Annotated in this window: 25 protein-coding genes; all 25 read right to left on the bottom strand. The window is 69.1% G+C overall.

The annotated features are described in order from the left end of the window. Positions 1-819 (bottom strand): pyrroline-5-carboxylate reductase, encoded by an 819-nt coding sequence (proC, locus tag HMPREF2826_RS06595; RefSeq protein WP_070640384.1) that lies wholly within the window; start codon positions 817-819, stop codon positions 1-3. 2 nt (positions 820-821) lie between these two features. After that, a complete protein-coding gene (locus tag HMPREF2826_RS06590) occupies positions 822-1,580 on the bottom strand; it encodes a cell division protein SepF (RefSeq protein WP_070641229.1) in 759 nt (252 codons plus the stop codon). A gap of 61 nt (positions 1,581-1,641) precedes the next feature. Beyond that, the gene (locus HMPREF2826_RS06585; protein WP_070640382.1) at positions 1,642-2,373 is read right to left on the bottom strand and encodes a YggS family pyridoxal phosphate-dependent enzyme; all 732 of its coding nucleotides are present in this window, start codon (positions 2,371-2,373) and stop codon (positions 1,642-1,644) included. After that, entirely contained in the window at positions 2,370-3,197 is an 828-nt protein-coding gene (locus tag HMPREF2826_RS06580) for a purine nucleoside phosphorylase YfiH/LACC1 family protein (protein ID WP_070640380.1), read from the bottom strand. The genes HMPREF2826_RS06585 and HMPREF2826_RS06580 overlap by 4 nt, the downstream gene beginning before the upstream one ends. Before the next feature lies 1 nt (position 3,198). After that, positions 3,199-4,341 carry a cell division protein FtsZ gene (gene ftsZ / locus HMPREF2826_RS06575; RefSeq protein ID WP_070640377.1) on the bottom strand — a complete coding sequence of 381 codons (1,143 nt, stop codon included), beginning with the start codon at positions 4,339-4,341 and terminating at the stop codon, positions 3,199-3,201. Between the two features lie 428 nt (positions 4,342-4,769). Continuing rightward, positions 4,770-5,831: a cell division protein FtsQ/DivIB gene (locus tag HMPREF2826_RS06570; protein ID WP_070640375.1), complete on the bottom strand. Its 1,062-nt coding sequence runs from the start codon at positions 5,829-5,831 to the stop codon at positions 4,770-4,772. A 5-nt stretch (positions 5,832-5,836) separates the two neighbouring features. Further along, on the bottom strand, positions 5,837-6,751 hold the full coding sequence (gene murB, locus HMPREF2826_RS06565) for a UDP-N-acetylmuramate dehydrogenase (RefSeq protein WP_070640373.1): 915 nt from the start codon (positions 6,749-6,751) through the stop codon (positions 5,837-5,839). Beyond that, positions 6,752-8,167, bottom strand: a complete 1,416-nt coding sequence (murC, locus tag HMPREF2826_RS06560; protein ID WP_210388981.1) for a UDP-N-acetylmuramate--L-alanine ligase — start codon at positions 8,165-8,167, stop codon at positions 6,752-6,754. It lies immediately after the preceding gene. An 88-nt stretch (positions 8,168-8,255) separates the two neighbouring features. Next, complete coding sequence (gene murG, locus HMPREF2826_RS06555) at positions 8,256-9,395, bottom strand: undecaprenyldiphospho-muramoylpentapeptide beta-N-acetylglucosaminyltransferase (protein ID WP_070640370.1); 1,140 nt, start codon at positions 9,393-9,395, stop codon at positions 8,256-8,258. A gap of 5 nt (positions 9,396-9,400) precedes the next feature. Next, positions 9,401-10,903 (bottom strand): FtsW/RodA/SpoVE family cell cycle protein, encoded by a 1,503-nt coding sequence (locus tag HMPREF2826_RS06550; protein ID WP_070640368.1) that lies wholly within the window; start codon positions 10,901-10,903, stop codon positions 9,401-9,403. Continuing rightward, positions 10,903-12,321, bottom strand: coding sequence for a UDP-N-acetylmuramoyl-L-alanine--D-glutamate ligase (gene murD, locus HMPREF2826_RS06545; protein WP_070640366.1), 1,419 nt, complete (start codon positions 12,319-12,321; stop codon positions 10,903-10,905). The genes HMPREF2826_RS06550 and murD overlap by 1 nt, the downstream gene beginning before the upstream one ends. 9 nt (positions 12,322-12,330) lie before the next feature. Then, the gene (gene mraY / locus HMPREF2826_RS06540; RefSeq protein WP_070640363.1) at positions 12,331-13,362 is read right to left on the bottom strand and encodes a phospho-N-acetylmuramoyl-pentapeptide-transferase; all 1,032 of its coding nucleotides are present in this window, start codon (positions 13,360-13,362) and stop codon (positions 12,331-12,333) included. Further along, positions 13,362-14,810 carry a UDP-N-acetylmuramoyl-tripeptide--D-alanyl-D-alanine ligase gene (murF, locus tag HMPREF2826_RS06535; protein ID WP_070640361.1) on the bottom strand — a complete coding sequence of 483 codons (1,449 nt, stop codon included), beginning with the start codon at positions 14,808-14,810 and terminating at the stop codon, positions 13,362-13,364. Before murF ends, mraY begins: the two co-directional genes overlap by 1 nt. 23 nt (positions 14,811-14,833) lie before the next feature. Beyond that, on the bottom strand, positions 14,834-16,480 hold the full coding sequence (locus tag HMPREF2826_RS06530) for a peptidoglycan D,D-transpeptidase FtsI family protein (RefSeq protein WP_246824707.1): 1,647 nt from the start codon (positions 16,478-16,480) through the stop codon (positions 14,834-14,836). Between the two features lie 170 nt (positions 16,481-16,650). Next, entirely contained in the window at positions 16,651-17,082 is a 432-nt protein-coding gene (locus tag HMPREF2826_RS06525) for an FtsB/FtsL family cell division protein (protein WP_070640359.1), read from the bottom strand. Between the two features lie 133 nt (positions 17,083-17,215). Further along, complete coding sequence (gene rsmH, locus HMPREF2826_RS06520; protein WP_070640357.1) at positions 17,216-18,181, bottom strand: 16S rRNA (cytosine(1402)-N(4))-methyltransferase RsmH; 966 nt, start codon at positions 18,179-18,181, stop codon at positions 17,216-17,218. A gap of 11 nt (positions 18,182-18,192) precedes the next feature. Next, on the bottom strand, positions 18,193-18,624 hold the full coding sequence (locus HMPREF2826_RS06515; protein WP_058269965.1) for a division/cell wall cluster transcriptional repressor MraZ: 432 nt from the start codon (positions 18,622-18,624) through the stop codon (positions 18,193-18,195). Between the two features lie 372 nt (positions 18,625-18,996). After that, positions 18,997-19,944 carry a tyrosine recombinase gene (locus HMPREF2826_RS06510; protein WP_070640355.1) on the bottom strand — a complete coding sequence of 316 codons (948 nt, stop codon included), beginning with the start codon at positions 19,942-19,944 and terminating at the stop codon, positions 18,997-18,999. Between the two features lie 4 nt (positions 19,945-19,948). After that, positions 19,949-21,604 (bottom strand): CTP synthase, encoded by a 1,656-nt coding sequence (locus tag HMPREF2826_RS06505; protein ID WP_070640354.1) that lies wholly within the window; start codon positions 21,602-21,604, stop codon positions 19,949-19,951. A gap of 56 nt (positions 21,605-21,660) precedes the next feature. Further along, positions 21,661-23,283 (bottom strand): DNA repair protein RecN, encoded by a 1,623-nt coding sequence (locus HMPREF2826_RS06500; RefSeq protein WP_070640352.1) that lies wholly within the window; start codon positions 23,281-23,283, stop codon positions 21,661-21,663. Further along, a complete protein-coding gene (locus HMPREF2826_RS06495) occupies positions 23,280-24,131 on the bottom strand; it encodes an NAD(+)/NADH kinase (protein WP_070640350.1) in 852 nt (283 codons plus the stop codon). Before HMPREF2826_RS06495 ends, HMPREF2826_RS06500 begins: the two co-directional genes overlap by 4 nt. 99 nt (positions 24,132-24,230) lie before the next feature. Continuing rightward, positions 24,231-25,055 carry a TlyA family RNA methyltransferase gene (locus tag HMPREF2826_RS06490; protein ID WP_148138349.1) on the bottom strand — a complete coding sequence of 275 codons (825 nt, stop codon included), beginning with the start codon at positions 25,053-25,055 and terminating at the stop codon, positions 24,231-24,233. A gap of 7 nt (positions 25,056-25,062) precedes the next feature. Beyond that, complete coding sequence (locus HMPREF2826_RS06485; RefSeq protein WP_070640348.1) at positions 25,063-25,332, bottom strand: exodeoxyribonuclease VII small subunit; 270 nt, start codon at positions 25,330-25,332, stop codon at positions 25,063-25,065. After that, positions 25,329-26,267: a transcription antitermination factor NusB gene (nusB, locus tag HMPREF2826_RS09785; RefSeq protein WP_070640346.1), complete on the bottom strand. Its 939-nt coding sequence runs from the start codon at positions 26,265-26,267 to the stop codon at positions 25,329-25,331. The genes HMPREF2826_RS06485 and nusB overlap by 4 nt, the downstream gene beginning before the upstream one ends. Positions 26,268-26,271: 4 nt before the next feature. After that, entirely contained in the window at positions 26,272-26,634 is a 363-nt protein-coding gene (locus HMPREF2826_RS06475) for an Asp23/Gls24 family envelope stress response protein (RefSeq protein ID WP_058269971.1), read from the bottom strand. Positions 26,635-26,709 lie beyond the last annotated feature (75 nt).

Below are 26,709 nucleotides of genomic sequence, written 5' to 3'. Positions count from 1 at the left end.
TCACTCCCTCCTTTTGGCGGCAAGGTCGGCCGTGCGCGTCAAGGCCGCGTCGACGCCGCGCTCGATTGCCTCGAAGAGCAGGGGCTCCATGGCCCTCAGCCCGGCCGCCGTCGTCCCGCCGGGCGAGGTGACCCGCTCCATATAGCTGCGAGGATGATCCTTGTCGTCAAGGAGCTGCTGCGCGACGCCCCGCATCGTCACGAGCACCATCTCGCGGGCCATGGCGGCGGCCAGGCCGTGCTCCACTGCGGCGCGCGTGAGCATGTCGGCAAAAAGCGCGACATAGGCGGGCCCGCAGGAGACGACCGCTCCCTCGACGTCAAGCTGGTCCTCGCGCATGACGCGCGCCGACCCCAGGCAGCCGAACAGCGCCACGGCAAGGCTGACGTCCTGCCGTGTCGAGCGCGTCCCGGCGCAGACGGCGCTGGCGCCGGACAGCGCGCGCACCGGCAGGTTGGGCATGATGCGCACGACCCTCGAGGCGGGCAAGAGCGCCTCGAGGTCGCCGAGCGTCACGCCGGCGGCGATGGACAGCACCAGCCTGCCGTCCAGCAGCTCGCCGAGCCCTCGCACGGTCGCGGGGAGCACCTGCGGCTTTACTGCCAGGATCACGACGTCGGGCGCAAGGGCGGCCATCGCCGCCGCGTCGGAAAAGCAGCGAATCCCCAGCTTCTCAAGGGCCGTGCACTTGTCCTGGTTGTGGTCGGCCACAAGGACGCGAGAGGCCTCCACCGTGCCCGTCCTCACGATGCCCGAGGCGATGGCCGACCCCATGGCGCCACCACCGACGATCGCGATGCTCGTGTCAAGCGCTGTCATGGCTACCTCTCGATGGTCCCGTCCTGGACAAGCTTGTCCACGTCCTGGTCGCTGAGCTCGATACCCTGGGGCAGCACCACGAAGACGCGGTCGCCAAGCTCCTCCACCGCGCCTCCGAGGCCGCAGGAGAGGCCAAAGCAGAAGTCGAGGACGCGCTTGGCCGTCTCGATGTTGGTGTTCTTGAAGGCCAGCACGACGGGCTGACCCGTGCGCACGCGCCGCACGACCATCTGGACGTCGTCATACGAAGCGGGCTTGATGACGTACGGAGGCAGCTTGCCCGACGTGCTCTGGCGCGGAATGGGCTTGAGGCCTATGTCGGCCGGGGTGCGGCCGCCCGTGGTGTTGCCCAAAAGCGAGTCATGCGAGCTCGACGCGTCGATGTCGTCGCGGTCATACTCGTCGCGGTAGTCCCCCTCGCGCGCGTCGCGCTCGCGGGTGGCATAGCCTCCCCTGTCGCGCTCGACCTGGCGGGCGCGGCGCTCGTCCGCATAGTCGCGGCGCGAGGGCCGGTAGGAACGCTGAGCCGCCGCCGTGGCAGCACCGTCCACCGGGCGCCCCGAGCGCGTGTAGACGGAGACGCTCTCGGCCTCCGGGCGGCGCGTGTTGCCGAGGACCCCCGAGGTCTCGTGCCCGTCGAGGTCGCGGCCGGTATATGCGGCACCCTCGTCCTCATACCCGTCGCCGTAGTAGTCGTCGTCATCATAGAAGTCGTCGTCCCGCGGACGGAGCCTGTCCCTGATGTTGTCAAGAAATCCCATCATACCTGCCTTTCCGACGGTCCGACGCGGGGTCGGGCCTCCTGAAGCCGCACGTTTTTTGCTACGCGATCGTATACCCCGGGTCGAAGACGACCCTGCCCAACCTCACGATGGTGGAGCCCTCCTCGACGGCCGCCTGGAAGTCGTCGCTCATGCCTGCCGAGAGCTGCTCCAAAGGCAGTCCCGAGATCTGCCTGAGCTCCTCCGCCAGCTCGCGCAGGCCCGCGAAGGTCCTGCGCGCGGCGGCGGGGTCATGTGCCGGCGCCATGGTCATGAGGCCCCTGACGGCAATGCCCTCCAGGCCGGCGAGCTGGTCGATGTCCCTTCGCAGCTCCTGGACGGAGAAGCCCCCCTTGGACGCCTCGCCGCTCACGTTGACCTCCAGCAGCACCTCGCTCACGATGCCGCGCCGGGCGGCGCGCTTGGCGATGGAAGTCGCAAGATGCAGCGACGACACGGAGTGGATGAGGGCCACCCTGCCCAGCACCTGATTGATCTTGTTGGTCTGGAGGTTGCCGATCATGTCAAAGCGCAGCGGGCTCAGCTCAAGATGAGCCGCCAGGGCAGCGAGCTTGCGACTGAGCTCCTGGGGTCGGTTCTCGCCAAAGCGACGGTAGCCCGCCCGCCAGGCGGCAGCCACCTGCTCGGGCCCGACCGTCTTCGAGACGGCGACGAGCGTCACGTCGTCGGCGCACCGCCCGCTGCGACGGGCGGCCTCACCCAGCAGCTCGAGAATGCGCGCGCGGCGGCGCCCGAGAAAGGCCACGGCGTCAATCTGACGCTCGTCACTCATGCGACGACACCTCCCTCAACCTGAGCGTCGATCATGGCAAGGGCGCCCTGTCGCCCGCAGCACCCGTTCTGGGCTCGATACGAGAAGAACCTCTCGGGGGAGCTGGCGGTGGAGACGCCCGCGTCACAGACCCTCTCCCTCGTCACCCCGACCCCCTCGAGCGCCACGCGCACCGCCTCGGCCAGATCAAGCCTGCGCCCGCCCGCCCTGACGCCGTCGCCGAACTCCCGCGCGAACCGTCCGAGCAAATCGTCGGACACCTCGTAGTCCTGTCCCGTCACGTGTGGGCCGATGTAGGCCACAAGCTCGGAGCAGCCGCATCCAAGCTCGTGCGCGAGCGCCGTCGCCGCCTGCGCGGCGACGCGCCGCATCGTGCCCTTCCAGCCCGAATGGGCGATGGCAAATCCCCCCTGCCCCACGAGCACCACGGGCAGGCAGTCGGCAAAGCAGAGCAGGACGGGAACGCGAGGCGCGACGCATACGACGGCGTCGGCTCCCTCCCGCGCCCGCAGTCGGGCGTCTTCGAGCGCCTCGTCGCCGCATGAGCGTATGGTGACGATGTCGTCGCCGTGCACCTGCCTGGGCGCGACGAGGCGCTCGGCGCAGTCCTGCGCCCCTATGGCGGCAAGCGCGCGCCGGCGGTTCTCTCTCACGTGCTCCGGACTGTCCCCGCAGGAGTCGCCCAGGTTGAGCGAGGCCCAGGGGCCTGAGGACACCCCACCCGCTCGCTCCGTGAAGGCAAGCGCCACCCCGCCGGGACGGCGCGCGTCGCCCAGGAAGCTCACTCCCTGCGAGCTCAGACGGCTGAGGCTGGGGACGTCCATGCTAGATGCGACTCCTCTTGAGAAACTCGGGGATGTCAAACTCCTTGTCGTTGTTGGAGCCCGAGGAGCGCGTGGCGTCGCCGGCGCCCGATCCGGAGCCCGTCGCGCGCGACTTGGTGACGGAGGGCTGGCTGCGGACGCTGCGGCGACTGTCCACGCCCAGCGAGGGGAGGGACTGCTGGACGTTGACGTCCTTGAACCCCGTGGCGATGACCGTCACCCGCACCTGGTCGCCCAGGCTCTCGTCGACGACCGTGCCAAAGATGATGTTGGCGTCGGGATCGACGTTCTTGGCCACGACGTCAGCCGCGTCGTTGATCTCCTGGATGCCGAGATCCTTGTTGCCGGCGATGGAGAGGAGCACGCGCGTCGCGCCGTCGATGGAGCTCTCGAGCAGGCGGGAGGCGATGGCCTCCTCTGCGGCGTCGATGGCCCTGCTGTCCCCCGAGGCCGTGCCCACGCCCATCATCGCCGTGCCCGCACCGCGCATGATGGTGCAGACGTCGGCAAAGTCGAGGTTGATGAGGCCGGGGACGGTGATGAGGTCGGTGATGCCCTGCGTGCCCTTGCACAGCACGTCGTCCGCCATGCGGAACGCCTCGATGAAGGTGGTCTTCTTCTCGGAGAGGTCAAGGAGGCGGTCGTTGGGAATGACGATAAGGGCGTCGACGCTGTCGGAGAGCGTCTGGATGCCGTCGGCGGCGCGGCTGGTGCGCGGACGGCCCTCAAAGGAGAAGGGCTTCGTCACGACGCCCACGGTCAGGGCGCCCACGTCGTTCTTGGCGATGTCGGCGACGACGGGGGCCGCGCCCGTGCCGGTGCCGCCACCCTCGCCCGCTGTGATGAAGACCATGTCGGCGCCGGCGAGGGCCTGCTTGATCTCGTCGTGCGAGTCCTCGGCCGCCTCGGCGCCCACCTCGGGGTTGGCGCCGGCGCCCAGGCCGCGCGTGATGTCCTGGCCGATGTGGACCTTGATGTCGGCGTCCGAGATGGCGAGCGCCTGGGCGTCGGTGTTGATGGCGACGAACTCGACGCCGCGGATGCCCTCCTCGATCATGCGGTTGACGGCGTTGGAGCCGCCGCCGCCCACGCCCACGACCTTGATGACGGCCATGTAGTTGCTGGGGATGTCTGAGTCGATCATGGTTCCTCCTCGCTTGGTGGCAGACTCCGGCTCGTCGGTCTCGGTGGCCTCACGCCGTTGGGACCCGCCCGTCTTGGGGGCTCGCACCCTGGCGTGTGCCTTGAGATGACTCGCACGTTGTTTCGGTTTCATGCCTCGTCCCGCCTCGATACTGCGTGTGGTCGCTCCTGAGCTTCGTGACAGCGCATCGTAAAGGAACCATAAACCTCAGGTAGACCCCTATGGCTTACACAAAGCGCGTTAGTGTCGCACATGCGGCAAACGAACGTCAACAATCGTCGGGAAATTGTGAAATGCCCAGGTGCGAACGGCAGGTGAACCAAAATCACCCCTCTAGCTCCACTTGAGGCTTGCCTTGATCACGTCGTTGCGACGACACAGGCGAGCATCGCACCTCGCGGGCGAGAGCGCGCCAGCGCGACCAGCGGCTACGTTCCCGCCGCCTCCTGCCCGGTGTCCGCAGGCTGGGCGTCCTGCCCGGCGGCGGGCCCAGAGGGAGCGCCGTCTCCGACGGCCCCGCTGCCCGCCTGGACGTCATCCGACTCGAGGGCGCGGTAGCCGGGGCTGCTCGCGTTGCGCACGTTGATGTACGTGAGCCGGTGCTGATGCTCGTCAAGGATGCGCAGGATGGCCGACTGCTTTGCATCGACGTTTGCGGCGGGTCCCAGCGACACCACGACCCCGCTCGACAGGACGCAAGCGATCGAGTCCACGCTGGGTATCGAGTAGCTCACGATCTGGGACCTGAGCTCGTCCGAGAAGTTCTCCTGGTAGGACCGGACCGCCTCGATGACGTCGTCCGTGGACTCGTGGCCGGCCACGGGGCTCACGGTGCCGGGGGCCCCGGTCAGAAGCAGGACGCCAAGCTCGCTCGCCTTGGCGAGCGCCACCTCGTTGATGGTCTGCCCGGGCCCGACCTCGAGGGGGCAGGGCTCGATCCAGATGCCGCCCTTGCCCAGCAGCCAGGCGATGTCCCCGGTCCCCATGACCACGATGGCGGCGACGTCGCGCTCGCGCACCGTGATGCGCAATCGGTCGGGAAACACCCTCGTGTAGCTGACGCCGTCGACCCAGGGGTTCTTCCTGAGCCGCTCGGTGACGGCGGCCTCGTCGAGGTTGAGCAGCGTCGAGTGCGCGTCCACGTTGGCGAGCCTGACGATGGTGGCGGCGTCCATGTGTGCGCTGGCGTCCGCCTCGACGCCCGTTATGGTGAAGGCGGGCGTGTACGAGAGGGCGAGCAGGGCGAAAAGGCCCAGCAGGGCCATGGTGGCGAGGGCTATGCATATGACGATGGCGCGGCGTATGGGAATCTGCCTGTGGTCCCGCTCGGCGCTCGACGTCCGACGGTCCGGCGCGATGGTGCGCTTGGACGGCGTCGGGCGGGCGCCCTGCGGGTGCGGCCGTCGCGGGCTCGTGCGCCGGCGCAGGTCGCCCAGGGTGAACCTCCCCTCGCGCCCCGTCGGGCGTCGGGTGCCTCTCTGCCTTGCCATGCCGATCAGGTCCCGAAGCCCAGGAACTTGACGTCAGGCGCAAGGTCAAGCCCAAAGCGGTCGAGGACGGCGTCGTGCATGCGTCCCATGAGCGTGATGACGTCCTGCGCAGTGGCGCCTCCCCTGTTGACGATCACGTTTCCCTGCGTCGCGCTCACCTGGGCGCCGCCCGCCGTGGCGCCCCTCAGCCCGCAGCGCCCGATGAGGCGCGCCGCCGACTCGTCAGGCGGGTCCCTGAAGACGGCGCCCCCCGAGGGGGCGCCCAGGGGCAGCGCACGGCGACGCTGCGCGACATACCGGTTCATCTCGGCGGCGATGGCGGCCTTGTCGCCAGCAACGAGCCTCAGGTCTGCCTCCAGGATGATGGTGCCGGACCCGACGTCAGCATAGCGGCGTCCCCACTCGATGTCCGACGCGGCCAGGCGCGCGAGACGCCCGTCACGGTCGGTCACGACGACGCTCTCCACGAGCTGCCCTATCTGACGCTCGCGCGTGCCGGCGTTGAGCGCGACGGCGCCGCCCAGGGTGCCGGGAATGCCCATGCAGAACTCCAGGCCGCCCAGGCAGTGCGTGAGCGTCTCGCGCAGGAGCTTGGGCAGGGGGACGCCGGCGCCGGCCGTGACGAGGCCGTCATCGCGGATGACGACGCGCGACAGCTCGCACCCCAGCTCGATCACGCAGCCCCGGTAGCCCTCGTCCGACACGAGGACGTTGGAGCCCTTGCCAAGGATCACCCATGCCATGCCCTCGCGGCCGAGCACCTCGAGCGTGCGCGTGAGCGCGCGCAGGCTGTGGGCGCGCACGAAGAGGTCGGCGGGTCCCCCGATGCGCCAGGAGGTGCGATGCGCGAGCCGCTCGTCGCGCAGCACCTCGCCGTCAATCGCGCCCGAGAGCGACATGTAGGCGTTGAACAGGCTCACCTAGGAGAGTCCCGCCTCGTCGCGCTCTCCCATGGCCTCGATGAAGGCCGGCCCTATGGCGGTCACGTCGCCCGCGCCCTGCGTGATCACGAGGTCGCCCTCGCGGCACAGGGAGACGAGCCTCGATACAACCTTCTTCGCCGTGGGCTCAAAGCGAACCTCGCCGACGCCGCCCGCAGCGCGGATGTTGCCGGCGAGCACCTTGCCGGAGACGCCGGGGATGGGGGTCTCACCCGCCGAGAAGACCTCGCACACGACGAGGACGTCCGCGTCGTCGAAGGCATGGGCGAACTCGTCGGCGAGCGCCTGCGTCCTGCTATAGCGATGGGGCTGAAACACGCAGACCACGCGACGGTACCCCAAGGCCTTGGCGGCGCCCAACGTGGCCCTGATCTCGGTGGGATGGTGGCCGTAGTCGTCAACGACGGTGATGCCGTCGATGTCGCCCACATGCGTGAAGCGACGGTGGGCCCCCTGGAACGCGGAGAGCGCACGAGCCGCGGCCGCCACGTCCAGGCCGCAGACGTCGGCGGAGGCGATCGCAGCGGTGGCGTTGGCCATGTTGTGCCGGCCCGGGTTGGCCTTGATGGTGACCTCGACCTCGCCGTGCTCGGGCGTGCGGACGCAGAGCGTGCTGACGAGGCTGTGGGGGCTGCTCTTCGCCGTGCAGACGTAGTCGCAGGACGCGTCGAAGCCGTAGGAGACGAAGCGTCTGCCCACGGAACGAGCCAGCTCCACCAGGTGGGGGTCATCCCCGTTGACCACGACGCAGCCGTCCTTTCCCACCAGGTCCATGAACTGGCAGAAGGCCCGCTCGACGTTCTCCAGGGTGCCGTAATGGTCCAGGTGGTCGGCCTCGACGTTGGTCACGATGACGACGTCGGGATCAAGGAAAAGGAAGGAGCCGTCCGACTCGTCCGCCTCGCACACAAAGTAGGGACCCTCCCCGTTCCTGCCGTTGGTGCCATACTCCTCGACGACGCCGCCGATGAGGAACGACGGGTCCTGGCCCAGATGGTCGAGCATGGTGGCGACCATGGACGACGTGGTCGTCTTGCCGTGGGTGCCGGCAACGGCGATGGTCCTCTGGCCCCGCGAGAGCACCGAGAGCATCTTGGCGCGGGGCCAGACGGGAAGGTTGAGCTCGCGCGCCCTGATGACCTCGGGGTTCGTCTCGGGGACGGCCGAGGAGGTCACGACCACGTCGGGGCGGGCCTCGTCAATCGTCGCGGCCCTGTGGCCTATGTAGGCGACGATGCCCACCTCCTCGAGGTCGCGGACGTAGCTTGACTCCTTGAGGTCGGAGCCCGTCACGCGGACGCCCCGCTCATGAAGGACGCGGGCGATGCCGCTCATGCCTGCACCGCCGATGCCGACGAAGTGAACGCTCGAGAACTCCGGAATGATGTCCGTCATGGATGGATGGTCCTCTCAGACAAGGAGGGTGACAGATGACGAGGCGGGCGAGCTCGCCTCCCCTGCCTACTCTAGCGCATGGGCGGCGCTAGGCGTGACGGGCGAGGGGCGTCTGCAGGCTCTCCACTTGGTCGGCGAGGGCGACGGCCGCGCGGTCCTGCCTGAGCGCGCGGGCGGCCGCGCGCATCGCGGCGCGGCGGGCGGGGTCGTCCAGGAGTCCCAGGAGCTCCTGGGAGAAGACGGGATCGTCAATGCGCTCATCCGCAAGGACCACGGCCGCGCCGGCGTCAACCAGATACCGGGCGTTGGTGGTCTGGTGGTCCGCCGTCGCAAAGGGATACGGCACGAGCATGCTGGGCACGGCGAGGGCCGCGATCTCTGCGATGGAGGAGGCGCCGGCCCTGCTGAGGATGAGGTCGGCCGCCGCGAGGGCCTCCCCCATGGCGTCAATGTAGGGAACGATCCTCCAACGCGCCGCCTCGTCGTCGCTCAGCGCCAGACGTCGCACGACGTCGTCATAGTCCTTCGCCCCCGTCGAGTGCAGGATGTGCAGGCCGGGCCGGGCGAGCAGCTCGTCCTTGAGCGCGCAGACCCCCGCGTTGAGATGACGGGCGCCCAGGGAGCCGCCGAAGACGAGCAGGAGCACGTCCGCGTCGGTGACGCCTGCGTGGGCGCGGCCCTCCTCGCGGCTGGCGTCGACGACGCTGCGACGCACGGGGTTGCCCGTGACCACGATCTGCGTGCTCGCGCCAACATGCCCCCGGAACGCGTCGATGGCGACGGGCAGCGAGACGCACACGCAGGAGGCCTTGGACGCCATGGTCTTGTTTGCCAGGCCGGGGACGGAATTCTGCTCATGGAGGAGATAGGGCACGTCATGCGCGGCGCACCATCTGAGGAGCGGCAGCTCGACGTAGGCGCCAAAGCCCACGGCGACGTCCGGCGCGCCCGCCGAGGCGACATGGGCGGCGACGGCGCGCTGGGCTCGGCGCATGTTGACCAGCGCCGTGGCGAGCGTCCAGGGGCGCGCCCGATCGAAGCCCGTCACGTCCAAGGGGACGAACGGAAAGCCGGCCTGGGGCACCAGGGTCCCCTCGAGACGCGAGGGCTGACCGTAGAAGGTGACCTCGTGCCCGCGGGCCTTCAGCTCCTCCGCCAGGGCGAGCGCCGGGTTGATGTGGCCGGCGGTCCCGCCGGCGGCTATGGCTATGCGCGTCATGTCGGACACGGCTATCAGCTCCTTCTTCCGTCGTTGCGCCCGCCTCTGACGCGGGGTCCCGCGTCGTCGCGCCGGAGGCGGTCCGAGGCGCTGGGACCCAGGTCGATGCGACGGCGTCCCGGCAAGGCGCCCGGCTCGCGCGGCGTCGCGGCGCGCGGGGCCCGTCTGTCCACCAGCCTGAGCTGGGGGCCGTCAACGGCCTGTTCGCGCCTCGAGCGAGGCGTCGCCTGACCCACGTGCTCCACCGGCGCGAGGTCGTCTTCCGTCTTGCCGACGACCCTGAGCCCCTGGCGACGCTCATCATACTCCGTCAGGCTGAGCCGGGACTCCTTTGACACCGACAGCATGAGCCCCACCAGCATGGCGCTCGACATGATGGACGACCCGCCGTACGAGAGGAACGGGATGGGCTTGCCCGACAGCGGGAAGACGCCGATGACGCCGCTCACGTTGAGGAGCATCTGGATGACCAGCAGGGAGGTGCAGCCCAGGGAGATGAGCTGGCCTGCCATGTCGGGGGCGTGGCGGGCGATCCTGAGGCCGGCCCAGGCGATGGCGACGAAGCCCGCGATGACGCCCAGGGTTCCCACGAGCCCGCACTCCTCCCCCACGACGGCAAAGATGAAGTCGTTGTATGCCATGGGGAGGTAGCCGTACTTCTGACGACTCATGCCGATGCCGACGCCGGTGAGACCCCCCGAGCCAAAGGCGTAGAAGCCGCGGATGAGCTGGAAGCCCGTCGTGTCGGCGTACTTCCAGGGGTCGAGCAGGGTCAGAATGCGGGCGCGGGAGTACGACTGGACGAGCGACAGCCCGAAGAACCCGACGATGCCGAGCGCGAGCAGGCCCATGACCAGCCTGCCGGAGGCACCCGCCAGATAGGCCATGACCAGAAGCGACGTGACGATGACGAGCGACGACCCCTTGTCGGGCTGGGCGAGGATCAGCAGGACGGGCAGGCCCACGCCCGCGCCCAAGAGCTTGACGAACTCGCGCCCGTCCAGCCTCCCCGTGCCAAAGCGCTCCTCAAAGAGCTGGGCGGCCGTGAGGATGACGGTGATCTTGGCAAACTCGGAGGGTTGGAGCGTGACGGGGCCCAGCTCGACCCAGCGAGACGCCCCAAGGGCGTTCGAGCCCAGCCCCGGCACCCAGATCAGCAGCAGCAGCGCCAACGTGAGGATCCATAGGGGCTTGAGCAGCGCCCCTGAGAGGGTCCGATAGCCGACCTTGACCACGAGGGCGGCGGCGACGAAGCCCACCAGGGCGAAGAGGGCCTGGCGCTTGATGTAGTAGAGGGAGTCCCCCATGCCGGTCAGGGCCTTCACGGAGGAGCTGGAATACACCATGAGCAGGCCAAAGGCGGCAAGCGCGGCGGAGGCCGCCAGCAAGACGAGCCGCGGCCTCATGAAACGAGCGGGCACGCCCAGGATGAGGTCCCGGTCGCGCCGTCCCTGCCGCTCGGCGCGGCGGGCGCGGCGCCCCTGCGGGGTCGACGAGCCTGAGGACGCGGCGCTCATCATAGCCCCCTGCCGGCGGCGAGGGAGCGCACCAGGTCCCTGAAGGCATCCCCGCGCTCCTCCATGTTTTGAAACTCGTCAAAGGACGAGCAGGCCGGCGAGAGGAGCACGACGTCACCCTCAGTCGAGCGCGAGACGGCGGCGCGGAAGGCGTCACGAAGGTGGGAGGCGCGCACGACCTCAAGGCCGCCATGGCGCCCCCGCGCGTCGCGAGCCCCCTCCAACGCCCGGGCCATGCGCTCGCCGGCGACGCCGAAGCACACGGCGGCCTTGCAGCGCGCGACGACGGCGCGAGAGAGAGGTCCCAGGTCGAGACCCTTGTCATGGCCGCCCAGCAGCAGCACGACCCGCCCCTCGTCAAAGGCCGTCAGGGCCTTGGCGACGGCGTCGGGGTTCGTCGCCTTAGAGTCGTTGACGAAGCGCACGCCCGCCACCGTCCCGCAGGGCTCGATGCGATGCCTAAGCGAGCAGAACGAGCGCAGCACCCCGTTGATGACGGCGGCGTCAACCCCGAGCTCGAGGGCGACGCAGGAGGCGGCGAGGGCGTCCTCGACGTTGTGGACGCCCTTGATGCCCATCTCGTCAACGCGCAGCAGCTCCGTCTCGAGCGCCTCCAGGCGCACCACCAGGCGCCCGTCGCGCACGAAGGCGGCGAGGGGCGAGCCGGGGTCCGCTCGGGCGTCCAGCGTGAGCGTGCGTACGCCCCGCGCCATGAGGCGGTCGCGGGCGGCGCGACACCAGGGGTCGTCGGCGGAGACGACGGCAAGGTCGCCGCCTCCCAGGTTGGCAAAGATTTTCTCCTTGGCGGCGGCGTAAGCCTCCATGGAGCCGTGCCACTCAAGATGGTCGGGCGTCACATTAAGCAGGCAGGCGACGCGAGGGTGGAACAGGCGCGTCGTCTCGAGCTGAAAGCTCGAGAGCTCGGCGACGAACCAGGTGTCGGCCCCGCGATCGGCGACGCGCTCGATGACGGGCGTGCCGATGTTGCCCACCGCGAGGGCGCCCGCGAGACCCTCGTCGAGCATGAGCTGGGCAAGCGTCGTGGTGGTCGTCTTGCCGTTGGTGCCCGTGACGGCCACCCAGCGCGCGGGACTCTCCCGCCACGCGAGCTCGGGCTCCCCAATGACCTCGTCGGCATGGGCGAGCGCCGCGGCGAAGAACGCCGAGCGCCTTGGTATGCCCGGCGAGACGACGGCAAGGTCAAACCGACCCTCGATGTCGTCCGTTCCCAGCACGCAGCGGACGCCCGCAGACTCGAGCTCGCAGGTCGCGACCCCCGCCCGCGACTGCGCCCCGCCGTAGACCGTGACAGACCCCACGCGCGCAGCGGCCGGCCCCGTCAGGTAGCGGACGACGTCCCTGCCCGTCGCGCCGAGCCCCAGCACTAGGACGTCACCGAGCTGTTTGCGTGATGGCATGTCGTCCCCCTAGCTCAGCTGGAAGTAGAGGGCAAAGCCCAGGGCGGCGAAGGCGGCCGAGACGATCCAGAAGCGGATGACGACCTTCGTCTCGCTCCAGCCGAGCTTCTCGAAGTGATGATGGACGGGCGCCATGAGGAAGACGCGCCGGCCCGTGGACTTGAAGCTCACGACCTGGACGATGACGGAGAGCGCCTCGCAGATGAAGAGGCCGCCCATGACGAGCGAGGTGACCTCCGTCTTGGTGAGGACCGCCAGCGCGGCGAAGGCCCCGCCCAGAGCCAGCGACCCCGTGTCGCCCATGAAGATTGACGCGGGATAGCAGTTGTGCCAGAGGAAGCCCGTGCAGGCGCCCGCGATGGACGCCGCGAAGACGGCAAGGTCGCTCGACCCGAATCTAAAGGCGACCATGGCCATGGCCAGCATGGTCACGAGCACGCAGCCTCCCGCAAGGCCGTCGAGGCCGTCGGTGAGGTTGACGGCGTTGGAGAGCCCCGCCATGAGCAAGAAGACGAAGGCCACGTAGAGCCACGGCACCAGGACGACGGCGTCGCCCAGGCTCACGACGGTCGTGAGGATGCCCAGGTCAATCGTGAGACCTCCCGGAAACTCGATCGTGGGCGACGTGCCGCAGGCGTTGACGGCGTAGAGGCAGAACGCCACCGACACCGTGACGAGGCCCGCCATCTTCTGGGGCGGCGTGAGTCCGAGTGAGCGCTTGTGGGCCACCGACTCGATGTCGTCCATGAGGCCGAGGGCGCCCGTGGCGAGCATAACGACCAGGGCCAGGACGATCTCGGGCGTCAGGCGGGACTGGATGAGGCAGGTGACGACCACGCCCAGAAGGATGATGACGCCGCCCATGGTGGGGGTTCCCTGCTTCTGGAGGTGACGCTGGGGGCCGTCGGCGCGAATCTGCTGCCCCACCCCCTCGTGACGCATGAGCCGGATGAAGACGGGCATGAGGGCGCCCGTCAAGAACGCCGAGAGCGCGGCGGCGATGAACACCTGATAGGTGGGATAGCTGGGGTTGCCGAGCATCAGGCAAGCACCTCCCGGACAAACGCGTCAAGACCGGCAGAGCGCGAGGCCTTGACCAGGACAAGGTCACCCTCGACGAGGACGGGGGCGATGACGCGAGAGACCTCGTCGACGTCGCCCGCGCGCTCGAGGCGGTCGGGCGAGAACCCCATCGTCAGGGCGGCGTCCGCCATGCGCGAGGCGAGGCGTCCGCCCACGAGGACCAGCAGGTCAGGATTGGCGGCGGCGGCGTAGGCGCCCACATAGTCGTGGAGGCGGTCCGCCTCGTCGCCCAGCTCCGCCATCTCGCCCAGCACCGCGACGCGCCGCCCCGCGCAGTCCATCGAGCGGAGCACGTCAAGGGCGGCTGCCATGGAGTTGGGGCTGGCGTTGTACGAGTCGTCTATGACGCGCGCCTTGCCCGGGCGCGACCGCAGCTCAAGGCGCATGCTCGTCTGGGGCATGCTCGCGATGGCGTCGAGGGCCTCGGCGCGGTCGACCCCGAGCAGGACGACCATGGCCATGGCCATCAGGACGTCAGAGACGACGTGACGCCCCGGCACGCCCAGCGTGACCCTCTGGCGCCATCCGTCAGCGCAGACGAGGTCAAACGTGGCGCGACCCTGGTCGTCCAGGCTCAGGCGCTCCGCGTGGGTCAGGGCGTCGTCCCTGTCGCCCACGTAGGCGACGCGCACGCCGGCGGGACGAGCGTAGTCGCCCTCGATGAGAGCGGCAAAGTCGTTGTCCACGCCCAGGACGAGACGGGAGGGCGCCCGACCTGCGGCGTCGTCGGACGGACGCATCCCCACGAGGATCTCGGCCTTGGCGCGGGCGATGTTCTCGCGCGAGCCAAGCAGGCCGATGTGGCTGGTGCCCACGTTGGTCACCAGGGCGAGGTCGGGCCGGGCGCACGTGGAGAGGCGCGCGAGCTCGCCGGCATGGTTCATGCCCATCTCGCAGACGAGGACCTCGTCCTCGGGCGAGGCGGACAGGATGGTCAGCGGGAGCCCCAGCAGATTGTTGAAGTTGCCCTTGGTGGCATGGACCGCAAAGCGACGGGACAGGGCCCGCGCCAGCATGTCCTTGGTGGTCGTCTTGCCCACCGACCCCGTGACGCCGATGAGCGTCCACTGGGGGTTGCGCGCGCGCCACAGGGCGGCGAGGCGCAGCATGAGCTTTTCGGGGTCGTCTCCCTCGGCGCGCACGAGGGCGCTGCCGGCCGCGAGTGCCCGCCGCCTGAGCGCGTCGGTCGCGGGGCGCGTGAGCACGACCGCGGCGGCGCCGGCGTCGAGGGCGGCGGCGGCAAAGTCGTTGCCGTCAACGCGCTCGCCGGGAAAGCAGACGAAGAGCCCGCCCTCGACCACGGCACGAGAGTCGGTCGTGACGCCGCGCAGGGGGATGGAGGGGCTGCCGCAAAGGAGCGTCGCACCCGTCGCGCGGCACAGCTCGCTGACGGTGGTCTCAAGCATGGTCGTTGGCCTTCCTTTCCTGCCTACGCGTCGGGCGGTATGCCCAGATCGGCAAGTGACGCACCCATGATAGACGAGAAGAGCACGGCGGCGGAGCTCTGCGCGAGGTAGGGCGTGCCGTTGAGCCCCACGTAGACGAGAACCTTGGCGTCAGCGGCGGGGGCGAAGCCTATGAGGGACGAGACGTAGCTCGCCGCCGCGTAGCCGCCCGACTCGTCCGCCTGCTCGCCCGTGCCGGTCTTGCCCGCCACGTCATACCCCTTGACCTGGGCCGAAGTTGCGGTGCCCTCCTGCACGACCGTACGCATCATGTCGGTCACCTGGTCAGCCGTCTCCTTTGACACGGCGGTGCCGGGGCTGTCCCAGGCGACCTTCTCGCCCCCCTTGCTGACGAGGAAGTGAGGCGTCTCGAGCGTCCCGTCGTTGGCGAGGGCGCCGACGGCCTTGACCATCTGCATCATGGGAAAGGCGAGCGACTGGCCGAAGGACATGGCGCCCACGCTCGCCCCGTCATACTCGTCACGCGCCTTCACGATGCCCGCCGCCTCGCCCGGAAAGTCGACGCCGCTTGGCTGCCCTATGCCAAACTTCGAGATGCCGGCGGCAAAGTTGTCGGCCCCGATGGTCCCCTGCGCGATCAGGGAGGTACCCGCGTTGGACGAGCGTCGCAGCACCTCGCGGACGGTCATGTCCATCGTGTAGTCGCGGCCGTCGTCATCCCTGACGTAGTCGTCACCGACCTTGGTCCTGGCCGGCACCGAGTAGCGGGTGTCGGGGGTGATGAGCCCGTCGTCGATGCCGACGGCCATGGTGATCAGCTTGAAGATCGACCCGGGCTCGAAGGAGGACGAGACGGGCTTGAGGCTGAGCGCCCCCTCCTCGATGGTCGAGGTGTCCGTGATCGCAAGCAGGGGCGTCGAGCAGGCCGCCAGGATCTCGCCGGTCGCGGGGTCCGTCACGACCACCGAGCCGGACGCGGCCTTGTACGTGGAGACGCCGCTCCTGATGACCCGCTCGGAGACCTCCTGGATGTCGATGTCGAGCGAGATGACGATGTCGGTGCCGCGCTTGGCCTCAATGACCTGGCTGGCGCCCCCCGCGACGGGCGTGCCGTCCTGGCCCACCTCCATGGTCATCGTGCCGTCGGTGCCCGCGAGCACGTCGTTGTAATAGAGCTCCAGGCCCGAGAGGCCGTCGCCGTCCGTGCCGACGACGCCCAGGACCTGCCCGCCCACGTCGCCGTGGGGATACTGACGCTTGCTGTCGGGAAGGTAGTAGACGCCCCTCACGTTGGCCGCGGACAAGTCCTCCTTGAGCCTCTCGGCCTTGTCCTTGTCAACCTTGCGCCTCACGTAGGAGAAGCTCGCGTCGGCCGAGAGGCTCGCGACGTAGGACGACGCGTCCCCCCCCAAATCAGCCGCCAGGACGCGGGCGGCGGCGGTGACGTCCTCGATCTCGCGGGGGTTGCAGTAGACGGTGGTGCAGTCCACGCTGATGGCGAGGACGTTGCCGTTGCGATCATAGATGGTGCCACGCCTGGCCTCGATGGCCACCTCGTTGGAGCTGAGGCTCGCGGCGGCGGCCCTCAGCGCGGGGGCGTCAACGACCTGGAGCCAGATCAGCTTGGCGCAGACGATTCCGACCACGGCGGCGAGGGCGAAGGCGAGCACGGAGCGACCCGCCTCGAAGCGGGCGTCATCAATGCGGGGGGTCTCATCGTCACCATGGAGCCGAAGAGGGGCCTCGTCAAAGGAAGCCCCCCCTCCACGCGTCCCCGAAAGACCGGAATATGTGCGTCTGCGTCTCACGTGTTGAGAGTGTACGACAACGACCGTGAAAACTAGCCCTGGGAGAGAGTCTGCGCATTTCCTGCAGAGCCCCGGGCCTGCGCCGCGCTCGTCGAGGCCACCATCCCGTAGTTCTCCGTGGCGATGCTCTCGATCCGCGAGGAGGCGCGCAGCTGGGACTGGGCCATGAGAAGGCCCGTGTTGAGCGCCTGCGCGTCGGCGATGGAGCTCTGCGTCTGCGCGTTTGCCTGCATGCTCGAAACCGTCATGATCGAGACGGCCACGCGCCCGCTGCCCACGACGACCACGAAGGCCATGCAGGCGAGAAAGGCCTTGATGCGCGCGAGGAACGCCCGCGACACGCCGCGTCGCGCCTCGGCGTCCAGGCCGCCGCCGCGAAGCACCTCGAACGTGGCGCGCTCGTCATGTCGTGGCTGCGCCTCCAGGACGTCGAGGCGATATGCGGCCGATCCGAGGTAGGCCATCGTAAGCTCTCCTTGCGTCGCGTCCTTGAGAGGCGCGTGGTGGTGTGTGGGTAGTTCGTCTGAGCTGCGGTGTGATGCGGTGGTGCTGCGGTGGTGCTTTACGTCGGGCCGAAACCCGAGGTCATCCGATGCCCTACGTGCTCGTGACGTCCAGCTTGACCGCCACGCGCAGCAGGGCGCTGCGCGACCGTGGGTTGGCCGCGACCTCCTCGTCGCTCGCGACGAGAGGCCTCTTCGTCCTCACCTTGACTATCGGCACGTGACCGCAGGCGCACACGGGCAGGTCGGGAGGGCAGACGCAGCCCTGCGACAGCTCATGGAACACGTGCTTGACGATGCGGTCCTCCAGCGAGTGATACGAGATGACGGCAATCCTGCCGCCCGCGTTCGCCCACCTGACGGCGGCCCTGAGGCCCTGGTCAAGCGCCTCGAGCTCATGGTTGACCTCGATGCGCAGGGCCTGGAAGGTCTTGCGCGCCGGGTGTCCGCCATGACGCCGCCCGGCCGCGGGGATCGCGGACTTCACGATCTGGGCCAACCGTAGCGTCGTCTCGATGGGCCGCCTCTCTCGCTCCCGCACGATGAGGCGAGCGATGCGGGGAGCGAACCTCTCGTCGCCGTACATGCGCAGAATCCGGACGAGGTCTGCTTCGTTGTAGGTGTTCGTGACCTCTGCTGCGGTAAGGGTGCCATTGTCCGGATCCATGCGCATGTCCAACGGGGCATCCTCGTTATATGAGAAGCCCCTCTCCGGGATGTCGAGTTGCGGGGACGAGACGCCGAGGTCAAACAGGAAGCAATCAACCCCTATGACCTCAGCTCCGACGAGGAGCTGGTCAAGCGAGCCGAAGTTTCCCTTGAGGAGGCGCGTGCGCGCCTGGGGGAGCTCCGTCTCAAACCGTGCCGACGCCGCCGTGAGGGCCATGTCATCCTGGTCGATGCCAATGGACAGGCCATCCGGCTGCACGCGCCGCGCGAGCTCGATGGAATGTCCCGCCCCGCCCAGGGTGCAGTCACAGACGACCTCTCCCGGTCGGGGTCCCAGCTCGCGCACGACCTCGTCGATCATCACCGGTTCGTGCCGATATTCCCTTGTCAAGGCACTCCCCCCTAGTCGGTGAACATCAGGTCCTCAAGATCCTCGTCCAGCTCGTCAAGCTGCGCGTCCAAGCTCGGCGCGTCCCAGATCTCAAAGTGGTCGATGTTGCCGACGATGGCCACCTCGCGCTCGATGCCGCACTTCTCGATCGCGGCGGCGTCCACCTTGCCCAGGGCAAGCCTGCCGGCCGAGTCGACGTCGACCGTGACGGTCTTCGAGGCGAGCGCACGGCGCAGCTTGTCGTCCTTCCGGTTGCGCGGGTTGAACCCGCCGGGAAAGAAGCTGTCAATCCACGCCTGATGGCTCTCGGGGGTAAAGCCAAAGAGCGCGCCTCCCACGGGGACCAAGCAGACCTGGTCGCCGACCTGCTTGCGGAAGCTTGCGGGAAGGGTGACCCGAGACTTGGCATCCAGGTTGTGCTTGTAGGTGCCGGTCAGGTACATCCCTCTCCCCCTTCGCTCCTGTCGGGGACTCCCGTTTGAAGGCGTGACTCAACTATACGGTCAAGAGAAACACCTTGCAACACTTTCCGACACTTTGCCCCTCAGACGGTCTATATTTTGCAGACGACGGGCAATGGTGACGAATCTTCCTACCATATCTAGCGAGAACAGGTGTTTGTTGGCACAAACGCCAGGAAGCCTTGGAACAGGCAAGGCGCCTCATATGTGAAGAATGTGTGTTTTAGCAGGTAGAAGTCATAAAAACTGCCGTCAGACGTCAGCGGGGCGTCGTCTGGATGGTGGGAGGTTGTCCCATCGACCCACACGTCCCGGTAGGACGCGGACGCGCCCGGCGCGGCGGGCCTCAGACGGTCAGCTTTGCGCCCGGGGATGCGCCTCCAGGTACACCATCCTCACGTGCGTGCGGTCCACATGCGTGTACAGCTGCGTGGTCGCGACGCTGGCATGGCCCAGCAGCTCCTGCACCACGCGCAGGTCGGCCCCTCCCTCAAGGAGGTGCGTCGCGAAGCTGTGCCTCAAGGCGTGGGGATGCAGGCCCTCCACGCCCACCATGCGGCCGTAGCGCTCGACGATGCGGTGGGTCGCCTGACGCGTGATGCGAGTGCCCCTCTGGCTCAGGAACACCGCCTGGGTCGTCCTGCCGTGCGCCTGGAGCACGGCGCGCCAATCCCCCAGATAGCGGGCGAGGGCCGCCTGTGCCGTGCCCAGCAGGGGAACCAGGCGCTCCTTGGATCCCTTGCCCAGCACGCGGACGAGCTCGTCGTCCAGCGACAGGTCCCTCAGGTCGAGCCCGCACAGCTCGGACACCCGCAGGCCGCAGCCGTACAGCACCTCGAGCATGGCCTTGTCCCGATGGAAGCGGGCCACGTTGTCATAGCCGAGCGTGCCCCCCGCGCGCGGCGTGGGCGCAGGCTCCTGAGAGAATGGCTGGTCAAGCAGGGCAAAGACGCGCTCACGCGAGAGGGTCTCGGGCAGACGCTCGGGCTTCTTGGGCAGCGGGACGTCAGCTGCGGGCTGGGCGTCGGAGACCTGCTCGCTCACCATGAAGCGATGGAAGCCCTTGATGGCCGAAATCGCCCGCTGCACCGACGAGGCGGCGAGCCCGCGCTCGCCCAGTCGGGCGACGTACGCCTCGATCAGCCCCCTCGTGACGTCGTCGGGCAGGCTGACGCCCCTCTCGCCCATAAACGCCAGGTATCGGTCAAGGTCGCGCGCGTAGGCCTCCACCGTGCGCGGCGAGCTCCCCCGCTCGACGCTCAGGTAGTCAAGATACTCCAGACGCGCGGCAGCCAGGTCCAAGCCCTCACCCGGCCAAGGTCGCAGGCACGACCTCGCGGCGGGCGACGCCCTCGTGGCGGGCGATGGCGGCGCGCACGAACTCCCTGAACAGGGGCGCCGGCTTCGTCGGACGGCTCTTGAACTCGGGATGGGCCTGGCTGGCGACGAACCAGGGGTGGACGTCCTCGGGAAGCTCGACCATCTCGACGAGCCGGTCGTCGGGTGACAGGCCGCCAATGACGAGACCCGCCTCGACGAGCTGCTTGCGGTAGGCGTTGTTGACCTCAAAGCGATGCCGATGGCGCTCGTAGACGAGCTCCTTGCCGTAGGCCTCCAGCGCCAGGGGCCCCAGGACCTTGCAGGGATAGGCGCCCAGGCGCATGGTGCCGCCCTTGTCGGTGACGTCCTGCTGGTCGGGCATGAGCCCGATGACCGGATGGGGGCACGCGGGCTCGAACTCGGCGGAGTTGGCATGCGCAAGGCCGCAGACGTTGCGGGCAAACTCGGACACGGCGACCTGCAGCCCCAGGCACACGCCCAGGTACGGGATGCCCCGCGTGCGGGCGAGGCCGGCCGAGAGGATCTTGCCCTCGACGCCGCGTTTGCCAAAGCCGCCCGGCACCAGGATGCCGTCGGCGTCCGCCAGGACCTCGGCGACGTTGGTCGCGTCGAGCTCCTCGCCATCGACGAGCTCGATGTCAACGTTGCGCCCGTAATACACGCCCGAGTGATGTAGCGCCTCGATGACGGAGAGGTAGGCGTCGGGGAGCTGGACGTACTTGCCCACGACCTTGATGCTCACCCGGTCCACGACGGCGCTGGCGCCGTGCATGCGGTCCGTGAAGCTCGTCCAGTCCGCGAGGTCGCCGGGGCGCGCCTCAAGGCCGAGCTTCTCGAGCACCTTTGCGTCAAAGCCCTGGCAGGCGAGGTGGGCGGGCACGTCGTAGATGGACGGGCAGTCGGAGTTCTCAAAGACGCAGTCCTCGTCGACGTCGCAGAAGTGGGCGATCTTGGCACGGATGGCGGCGTCCACCTCGTGGTCCGAGCGACAGACGATGAGGTCGGGCTGGATGCCCATGGAGCGCAGCTCCTTGACGGAGTGCTGCGTGGGCTTGGTCTTGACCTCGTGGGCGGCGGCGATGTAGGGGACGAGGCTCACGTGGATCACGAGCGTGTTGCGCGAGCCCTTCTCCTTGCGAAACTGCCTGATGGCCTCCACGAAGGACTGCCCCTCTATGTCGCCGATCGTGCCGCCCAGCTCGGTGATCACGACGTCGGCCTGGGTCTGCTCCTCGATGCGCAGGAAGCGGTGCTTGATCTCGTCCGTGACGTGAGGAATGACCTGCACCGTGCCGCCCAGGAAGTCGCCGGCGCGCTCGCGGCTGATGAGAGACTGGTAGATGAGGCCCGTGGTGAAGTTGGACTCGCGCGTGAGGTTCTCGTCGATGAAGCGCTCGTAGTGGCCCAGGTCGAGGTCGGTCTCCTTGCCGTCCTCGGTGACGAAGACCTCGCCGTGCTGGAACGGGCTCATGGTGCCCGGATCGACGTTGAGGTAGGGGTCCGCCTTCTGCATCATGACCTTATAGCCCCGCGCCTTGAGAAGGCGGCCCAGTGAGGCCGCCGTGATGCCCTTGCCCAGGGACGAGACCACGCCGCCCGTGACGAAGATGTGCTTGGTCATAGCCGAAGCCTCCCGTAAGAGATGTCCTGACGCTTTTACGGGAGACAATGATAACCCTACGTCAGCCCGAGCAGCTGCCGGGCATGGGCAATCGACACATCGCTCTCATCTCCGGCGAGCATGCGGGCGACCTCGCGGACGCGCTGCTCGCCCTCGACGAGGCGCAGCGTGGTCTGAGGGTGCGCCCCCGCGCTCTTCTCGACCACGTAGTGACGCATCCCCACGACGGCGACCTGCGGCAGGTGCGTGACGACGATGACCTGGTGGGTCCGGGCGAGACGGGCGAGGACCTGCGCCAGGGCGACGGCCGCGGAGCCGCCGACGCCGGCGTCGATCTCGTCGAAGACGAGCGTCTCGACGCCGTCGGCGTCGCCGAGGACCGCCTTGCAGGCCAGCATCACGCGGCTGACCTCGCCTCCCGAGGCGATCTTGCGCAGCGGCCTGGCCAAGAGTCCGGCTGCGGGGCGATAGAGCAGCTCGACCTCGCTGGGACCGTCCTCGGCCCAGAGCCGGCGGGGCCGGCGACTCATGTCCATCTCGACCTGCGCCGTGCCCATCTCGAGGAAGCGCAGCTGCTCGTTGATGGCCGCCATCAGTCGGGGCGCGGCAAGGCCCCGCACGCGGTCGAGCTCGTCGGCCGCCGCGTCGAGCCGCGCCTCCGCCGCGTCGAGCGCCGAGCGCGCCCCCTTCAGGCGACGGCCTCCGTCGCGGGCCGACTCCACGAGCTCAAGGGCGGCACGCCGACGCGCAAGAACGTCGTCCATGCCGGGGCCAAAGCGACGCATGAGGCCCTGGAGCTGGGCCATGCGCTCCTGCATGCGCGCCAGGGCCTCCTCGTCCACGTCCACCCCGTCGCCGTAGCGCCTGAGCTCGCTCGCGACGTCGCCCATGTCGATGAGGGCGCTCTCAAGGGAGGAGGCGAACCCCTCGAGGCGCGCGTCGAAGCCGGCCGCGTCGCGCAGGCCCTGAATGACGTCCGAAAGGGCGTCCTCCACGCCGCCGTCGCCCACAATCGCGTCGTGGGCCCCCGTCGCGGCCCGCAAAAGCGTGTCGGCATGCTCAAAGCGCGGCAGCTCCTCCTCGATCCGCTCGAGCTCCCCCTCAAGCGGGGCGACCTCGTCGATGCGCTCGAGCGTGAAGCTGGCGTCCTCGAGCCGGGCGTCGGCGGCCTGGGTCAGCTCGCGCAGGCGCCTCAGCTCGGCGCGGGCGGCGCGGGCGGCCACAAGGGCCTGGCCGTAGGCGACGCGCGCGGGGCCGACCTCGTCTGCGGCCCAGGCGTCGAGAAGATCGACGTGCGTCTCGCGCCGCATGAGCCGCTGATGCTCGTGCTGGCCGCAGAGGTCGATGGAGGCCCCGACGCCCTCGGCGAGCTCGCGCACCGAGGCCACGCGCCCGTCGATCCGCACACGCCCGCGGCCGTCCGCCCCCACGCCCCTGCTCACCACCACGCCGTCAGGGTCCCCGCCGCGCAAAAAGAGGCGGCCCTCGACCAGCAGCCCCTGCGCGCCCTCGCGCACCGAGCCGGCGTCGGCGCGCTCACCCATGATCAGCTTGACGGCAGTGAGCAGCGCGGTCTTGCCCGTACCGGTCTCGCCGGTCAGAACCGTGAGGCCGGATGCGGGCTCGATCGTCGCCTCGCGGATGAGGGCGACGTCTCGTACGGCAAGCTCGTCAATCATGACCGGCTGTCCCCATAGAACACGCGCGAGACGCTCCGATAGAAGCTCTGGACGCTGCGGTCGAGCAGGATGACGTCACCGGGACCGCGTCTGACGGCGACGCGCTCGCCCCAAAGCCCCTCGCCGATGGGCTGGCCGTCCGCAAAGAAGAGGCGCTCCGACGCGCGCTCCCGCGTGATCTGAATCTCGACGACGTCGTCGGGCGCGGTGATGAACGCGCGCGCCCTGATGGAGTGCGGAGCCACCGGCACGCAGATCATCCCCGTGCATTCCGGCGTCACGATGGGGCCGCCCGCGGCGAGGGCATAGCCCGTCGAGCCGGTGGCGGTGGACACCACGAAGCCGTCGCCGCGAAGGCGGTCGATGTGGTGGCCCGAGACGGACACGTCAAACGCGATCATGTCGCCCTTGACGCCGTGGGTGAGCGCCAGGTCGTTGAGGGCGAAGCGCCGTTCCACGAACTCGGAGCCGTCAGGCTTGGTGAAGGTCGCCCGTATGTCGAGCGTGGCGCGATGCGACGCGTGCATCGTGCCGTCGAGCGCCGACTGCACGACCTCGACGAGCTCGTCCGGCCCGCCGCAGGTCAAGAAGCCCAGATGGCCGTACGAGAGCCCCACGATGGGAATCTCGGCGTACTCCACGATGCGCGCCGCACGCAGCAGGGTGCCGTCCCCGCCCAAGGACACCACGAGGCCGACGCCCTCTAGGTCGACGACGCGGTCGGGAAACAGCTTCTTGTCATGGGCCCAGCGCACCTCGACGCCCTCACCCTCGAGCCAGGCGGCAAGGCGGCTGGCGCCCCCGACGGCCTCGGGGCGCGAGTAGTTGGGAACGAGAAGAACCCTCATGTCGCCGCCTTTCCCTAAACTGATGGACCTGGCCATGGGCCACCTGCAGTGTAGCATCCCCATGGCATGGCTGCGGCGCGTGCGACCCGTCCGTGCGCGCTAGGCAACGACGCAGGCGCCCCGCAGCACGACCGCCTCAAGGTCAAGGTCGCCCTCGGCGTCGGCGCTCCGCCCCGCCGCCCGAGCCAGCAGCAGGAACTCCCGGTTTCCCTTGTGCCCGCGCAGGGGGCTCGGACAGGCCGCGCGGGGCGAGAGCCCCCGCTCGACGCAGGCGGCCGCCACGCTCCTGAGGGCCCCGACCTGCACGTCCGCGTCACGCACGACCCCGCCCTCGCCCACGTCGGCGCGAGCTGCCTCGAACTGGGGCTTCACCAGCGTCAGGAACGACCCGTCCGAAGCCAGCAGATGCGCCACGGCAGGCAGCACCGTCCTGACCGAGGTGAAGGAGACGTCGCAGACCGCCAGGTCGATGCTCCCCGCCCGCTCGGGCGTGGGCAGGTCAACCACGTTGGTGCGCTCAAGCAGCTCCACCCGGGCGTCGCATCGAAGCGACCAGGCAAACTGTGCATAGCCGACGTCGACGGCAAGGACGCTGCGCGCCCCATGCCTGAGCAGGCAGTCGGTGAAGCCGCCCGTCGAGCAGCCCACGTCAAGGCAGGCGAGCCCCGTGGGGTCCACCCCGAACGCCTCGAGGCCCCGCTCGAGCTTGAGGCCGCCGCGACCCACGTAGGCGCTGCCGCCGCGCACGTGGACGTCGAGGTCCTCGCGGACGCGCTCCCCCGCAAAGCTCAGGCGCCTGCCCGCGGCCGAGACGTCGCCGGCCATGATGGCCCGCAGCGCCTCGTCCGTCGTGGAAAACAACGAGCGCCTGACGAGCAGCTCGTCCAGGCGCAGCTTGGAAACCTTGTCCCGTCCGGCGGCCACGGGCGCCTCACCCCTCGGAGGCGTCCGTGACGTGGCCGGAGCGTCCCTCGGCGGGACGCGCGGCCTCGCCCGCCGCGAGGGTCGCGGCCTCGCGGGACGAGAGCTCGGTCATGTCAACCAGGTCGACGGCCTTGGATCCCAGGGCGACCGCCTCCTCGAACAGGTCGAGGGAGCGCTCGAGCGAGGCGTCCTTGTCCCGCACGGCGGCGATGATCTCGTCAAGGCGGCCCTGAATCGTCTCGATGTCGTGATAGCCGGCGGCATCCGGGCGCGTCATGCCAGGGCCTCCCCGTCGTGCGGGGCCGCAAGGGCCGTCCGGGCGCCCTCGGCCGGCGTGGCTGCTGCCGGCCTCTCGTCGGCGCCGTCGCCGTCAGACGTGCCCCCCTCGCATGCCGCCTGCTCGGCCATGGCGCGCTCCACGGCGAGGCGGGCCTGGCCGATGACGTCGTCGCCCTGCTCGATGCGGTCGGCGACCCTGCCGAGAACCCCGTTCACGAAGCGCGAGGAGTCATCGGTGCCGTATGCCTTTGCCAGCTCGACGCCCTCGTCGATGGCCACGGAGACGTCAACCGCGTCGACGGCGAGCATCTCGAAGAGGGCGAGCCTGAGCAGGTTGCGGTCAAGCGAGGGCATGCGCGAGACGCCCCAGTTGGGAGAGGTCTCGTCCAGGATGTGGTCGAGCGGGACCCTGAGCGCGTCGCAGCCGCAGGCGAGCTCCCGGGCATAGTCATCGACGATGCCCGACGCCTCGACGACCTCGTAGGAACCGCCGTGCCCGTCCGCGACGAAGCAGCCGGCCGGGCCCATGTCAAAGGCGAGGGGCTCCTCCCTGCGGGAGAGGGCGCACACGTAGCCCTCGCGGGCGTCATCCCAGACCAGCAGCTTGAAGCCGTGCGCACGCACGGCGAGCAGACCCTGGTCGCCCACGGCGCGCAGGCGCACGCGGACGAAGTCGCCGGCGGCCTCGCCGTCGGTCCGGCTTCCCGCGAACTCGCTCCACACCCAAACCTTGCCGTCGTCGGGGTCCTCGAGCACGTTGGGCCTGCCGGGGCGGACGCGGGCGATGACGTAGTCGCCGGGCACGGCGCCCGAGACCACGTACGAGCACGACAGGACGTCCCTGACGCTCCTGCGTGAGAACTCGGCCTGGTACAGCAGCTGGACGGCCTGGCTGCGGGCGAGGGTGCGCCCGCGGAAGCAAGTCTCTGACACGTCCTTACTCCTTGGGAAAGACAAGGCTGTCGATGCAGACGTCAACGGCCTTGGGCTCGACGCCCACCTGCTCGCGGATGGCCGCGGCGACGGCCTGGCGCACGTTTGAGGCGAGCGCGACGAACGGGTAGCCGTAGAAGACCGCCAGATGTACGGTCACGCGCAAATCACCGCCCTCGACGACGGATTCCACGGCCGCCTCGGGAGAGGTGCTCTTGCTGGTGAACACCGAGATGAGGCTGGAGGCGATGTCGTTTCCCCCCACGCGCACCACTCCCTCGACCCTCTCGGCGGCGAGGGTCACGATGGTGGTGAGGACGTCCCTCGACACGCCTATGCCGGCAACGAGGAGTTCGGATTCGCTCATCTTGTTCCTTTCGACGTGGGGCGCACGCGGGCGCCGTCTCGACCTTGTAGTATACCCGCACACGGGTCGATAGGG

Origin of the sequence: Olsenella sp. HMSC062G07 (genome assembly GCF_001811895.1) — a bacterium.
Classification (GTDB): domain Bacteria; phylum Actinomycetota; class Coriobacteriia; order Coriobacteriales; family Atopobiaceae; genus Olsenella_F; species Olsenella_F massiliensis.
Note: the sequence above shows the minus strand (reverse complement) of the source record. Positions and strands in the feature narration are given on the sequence as shown.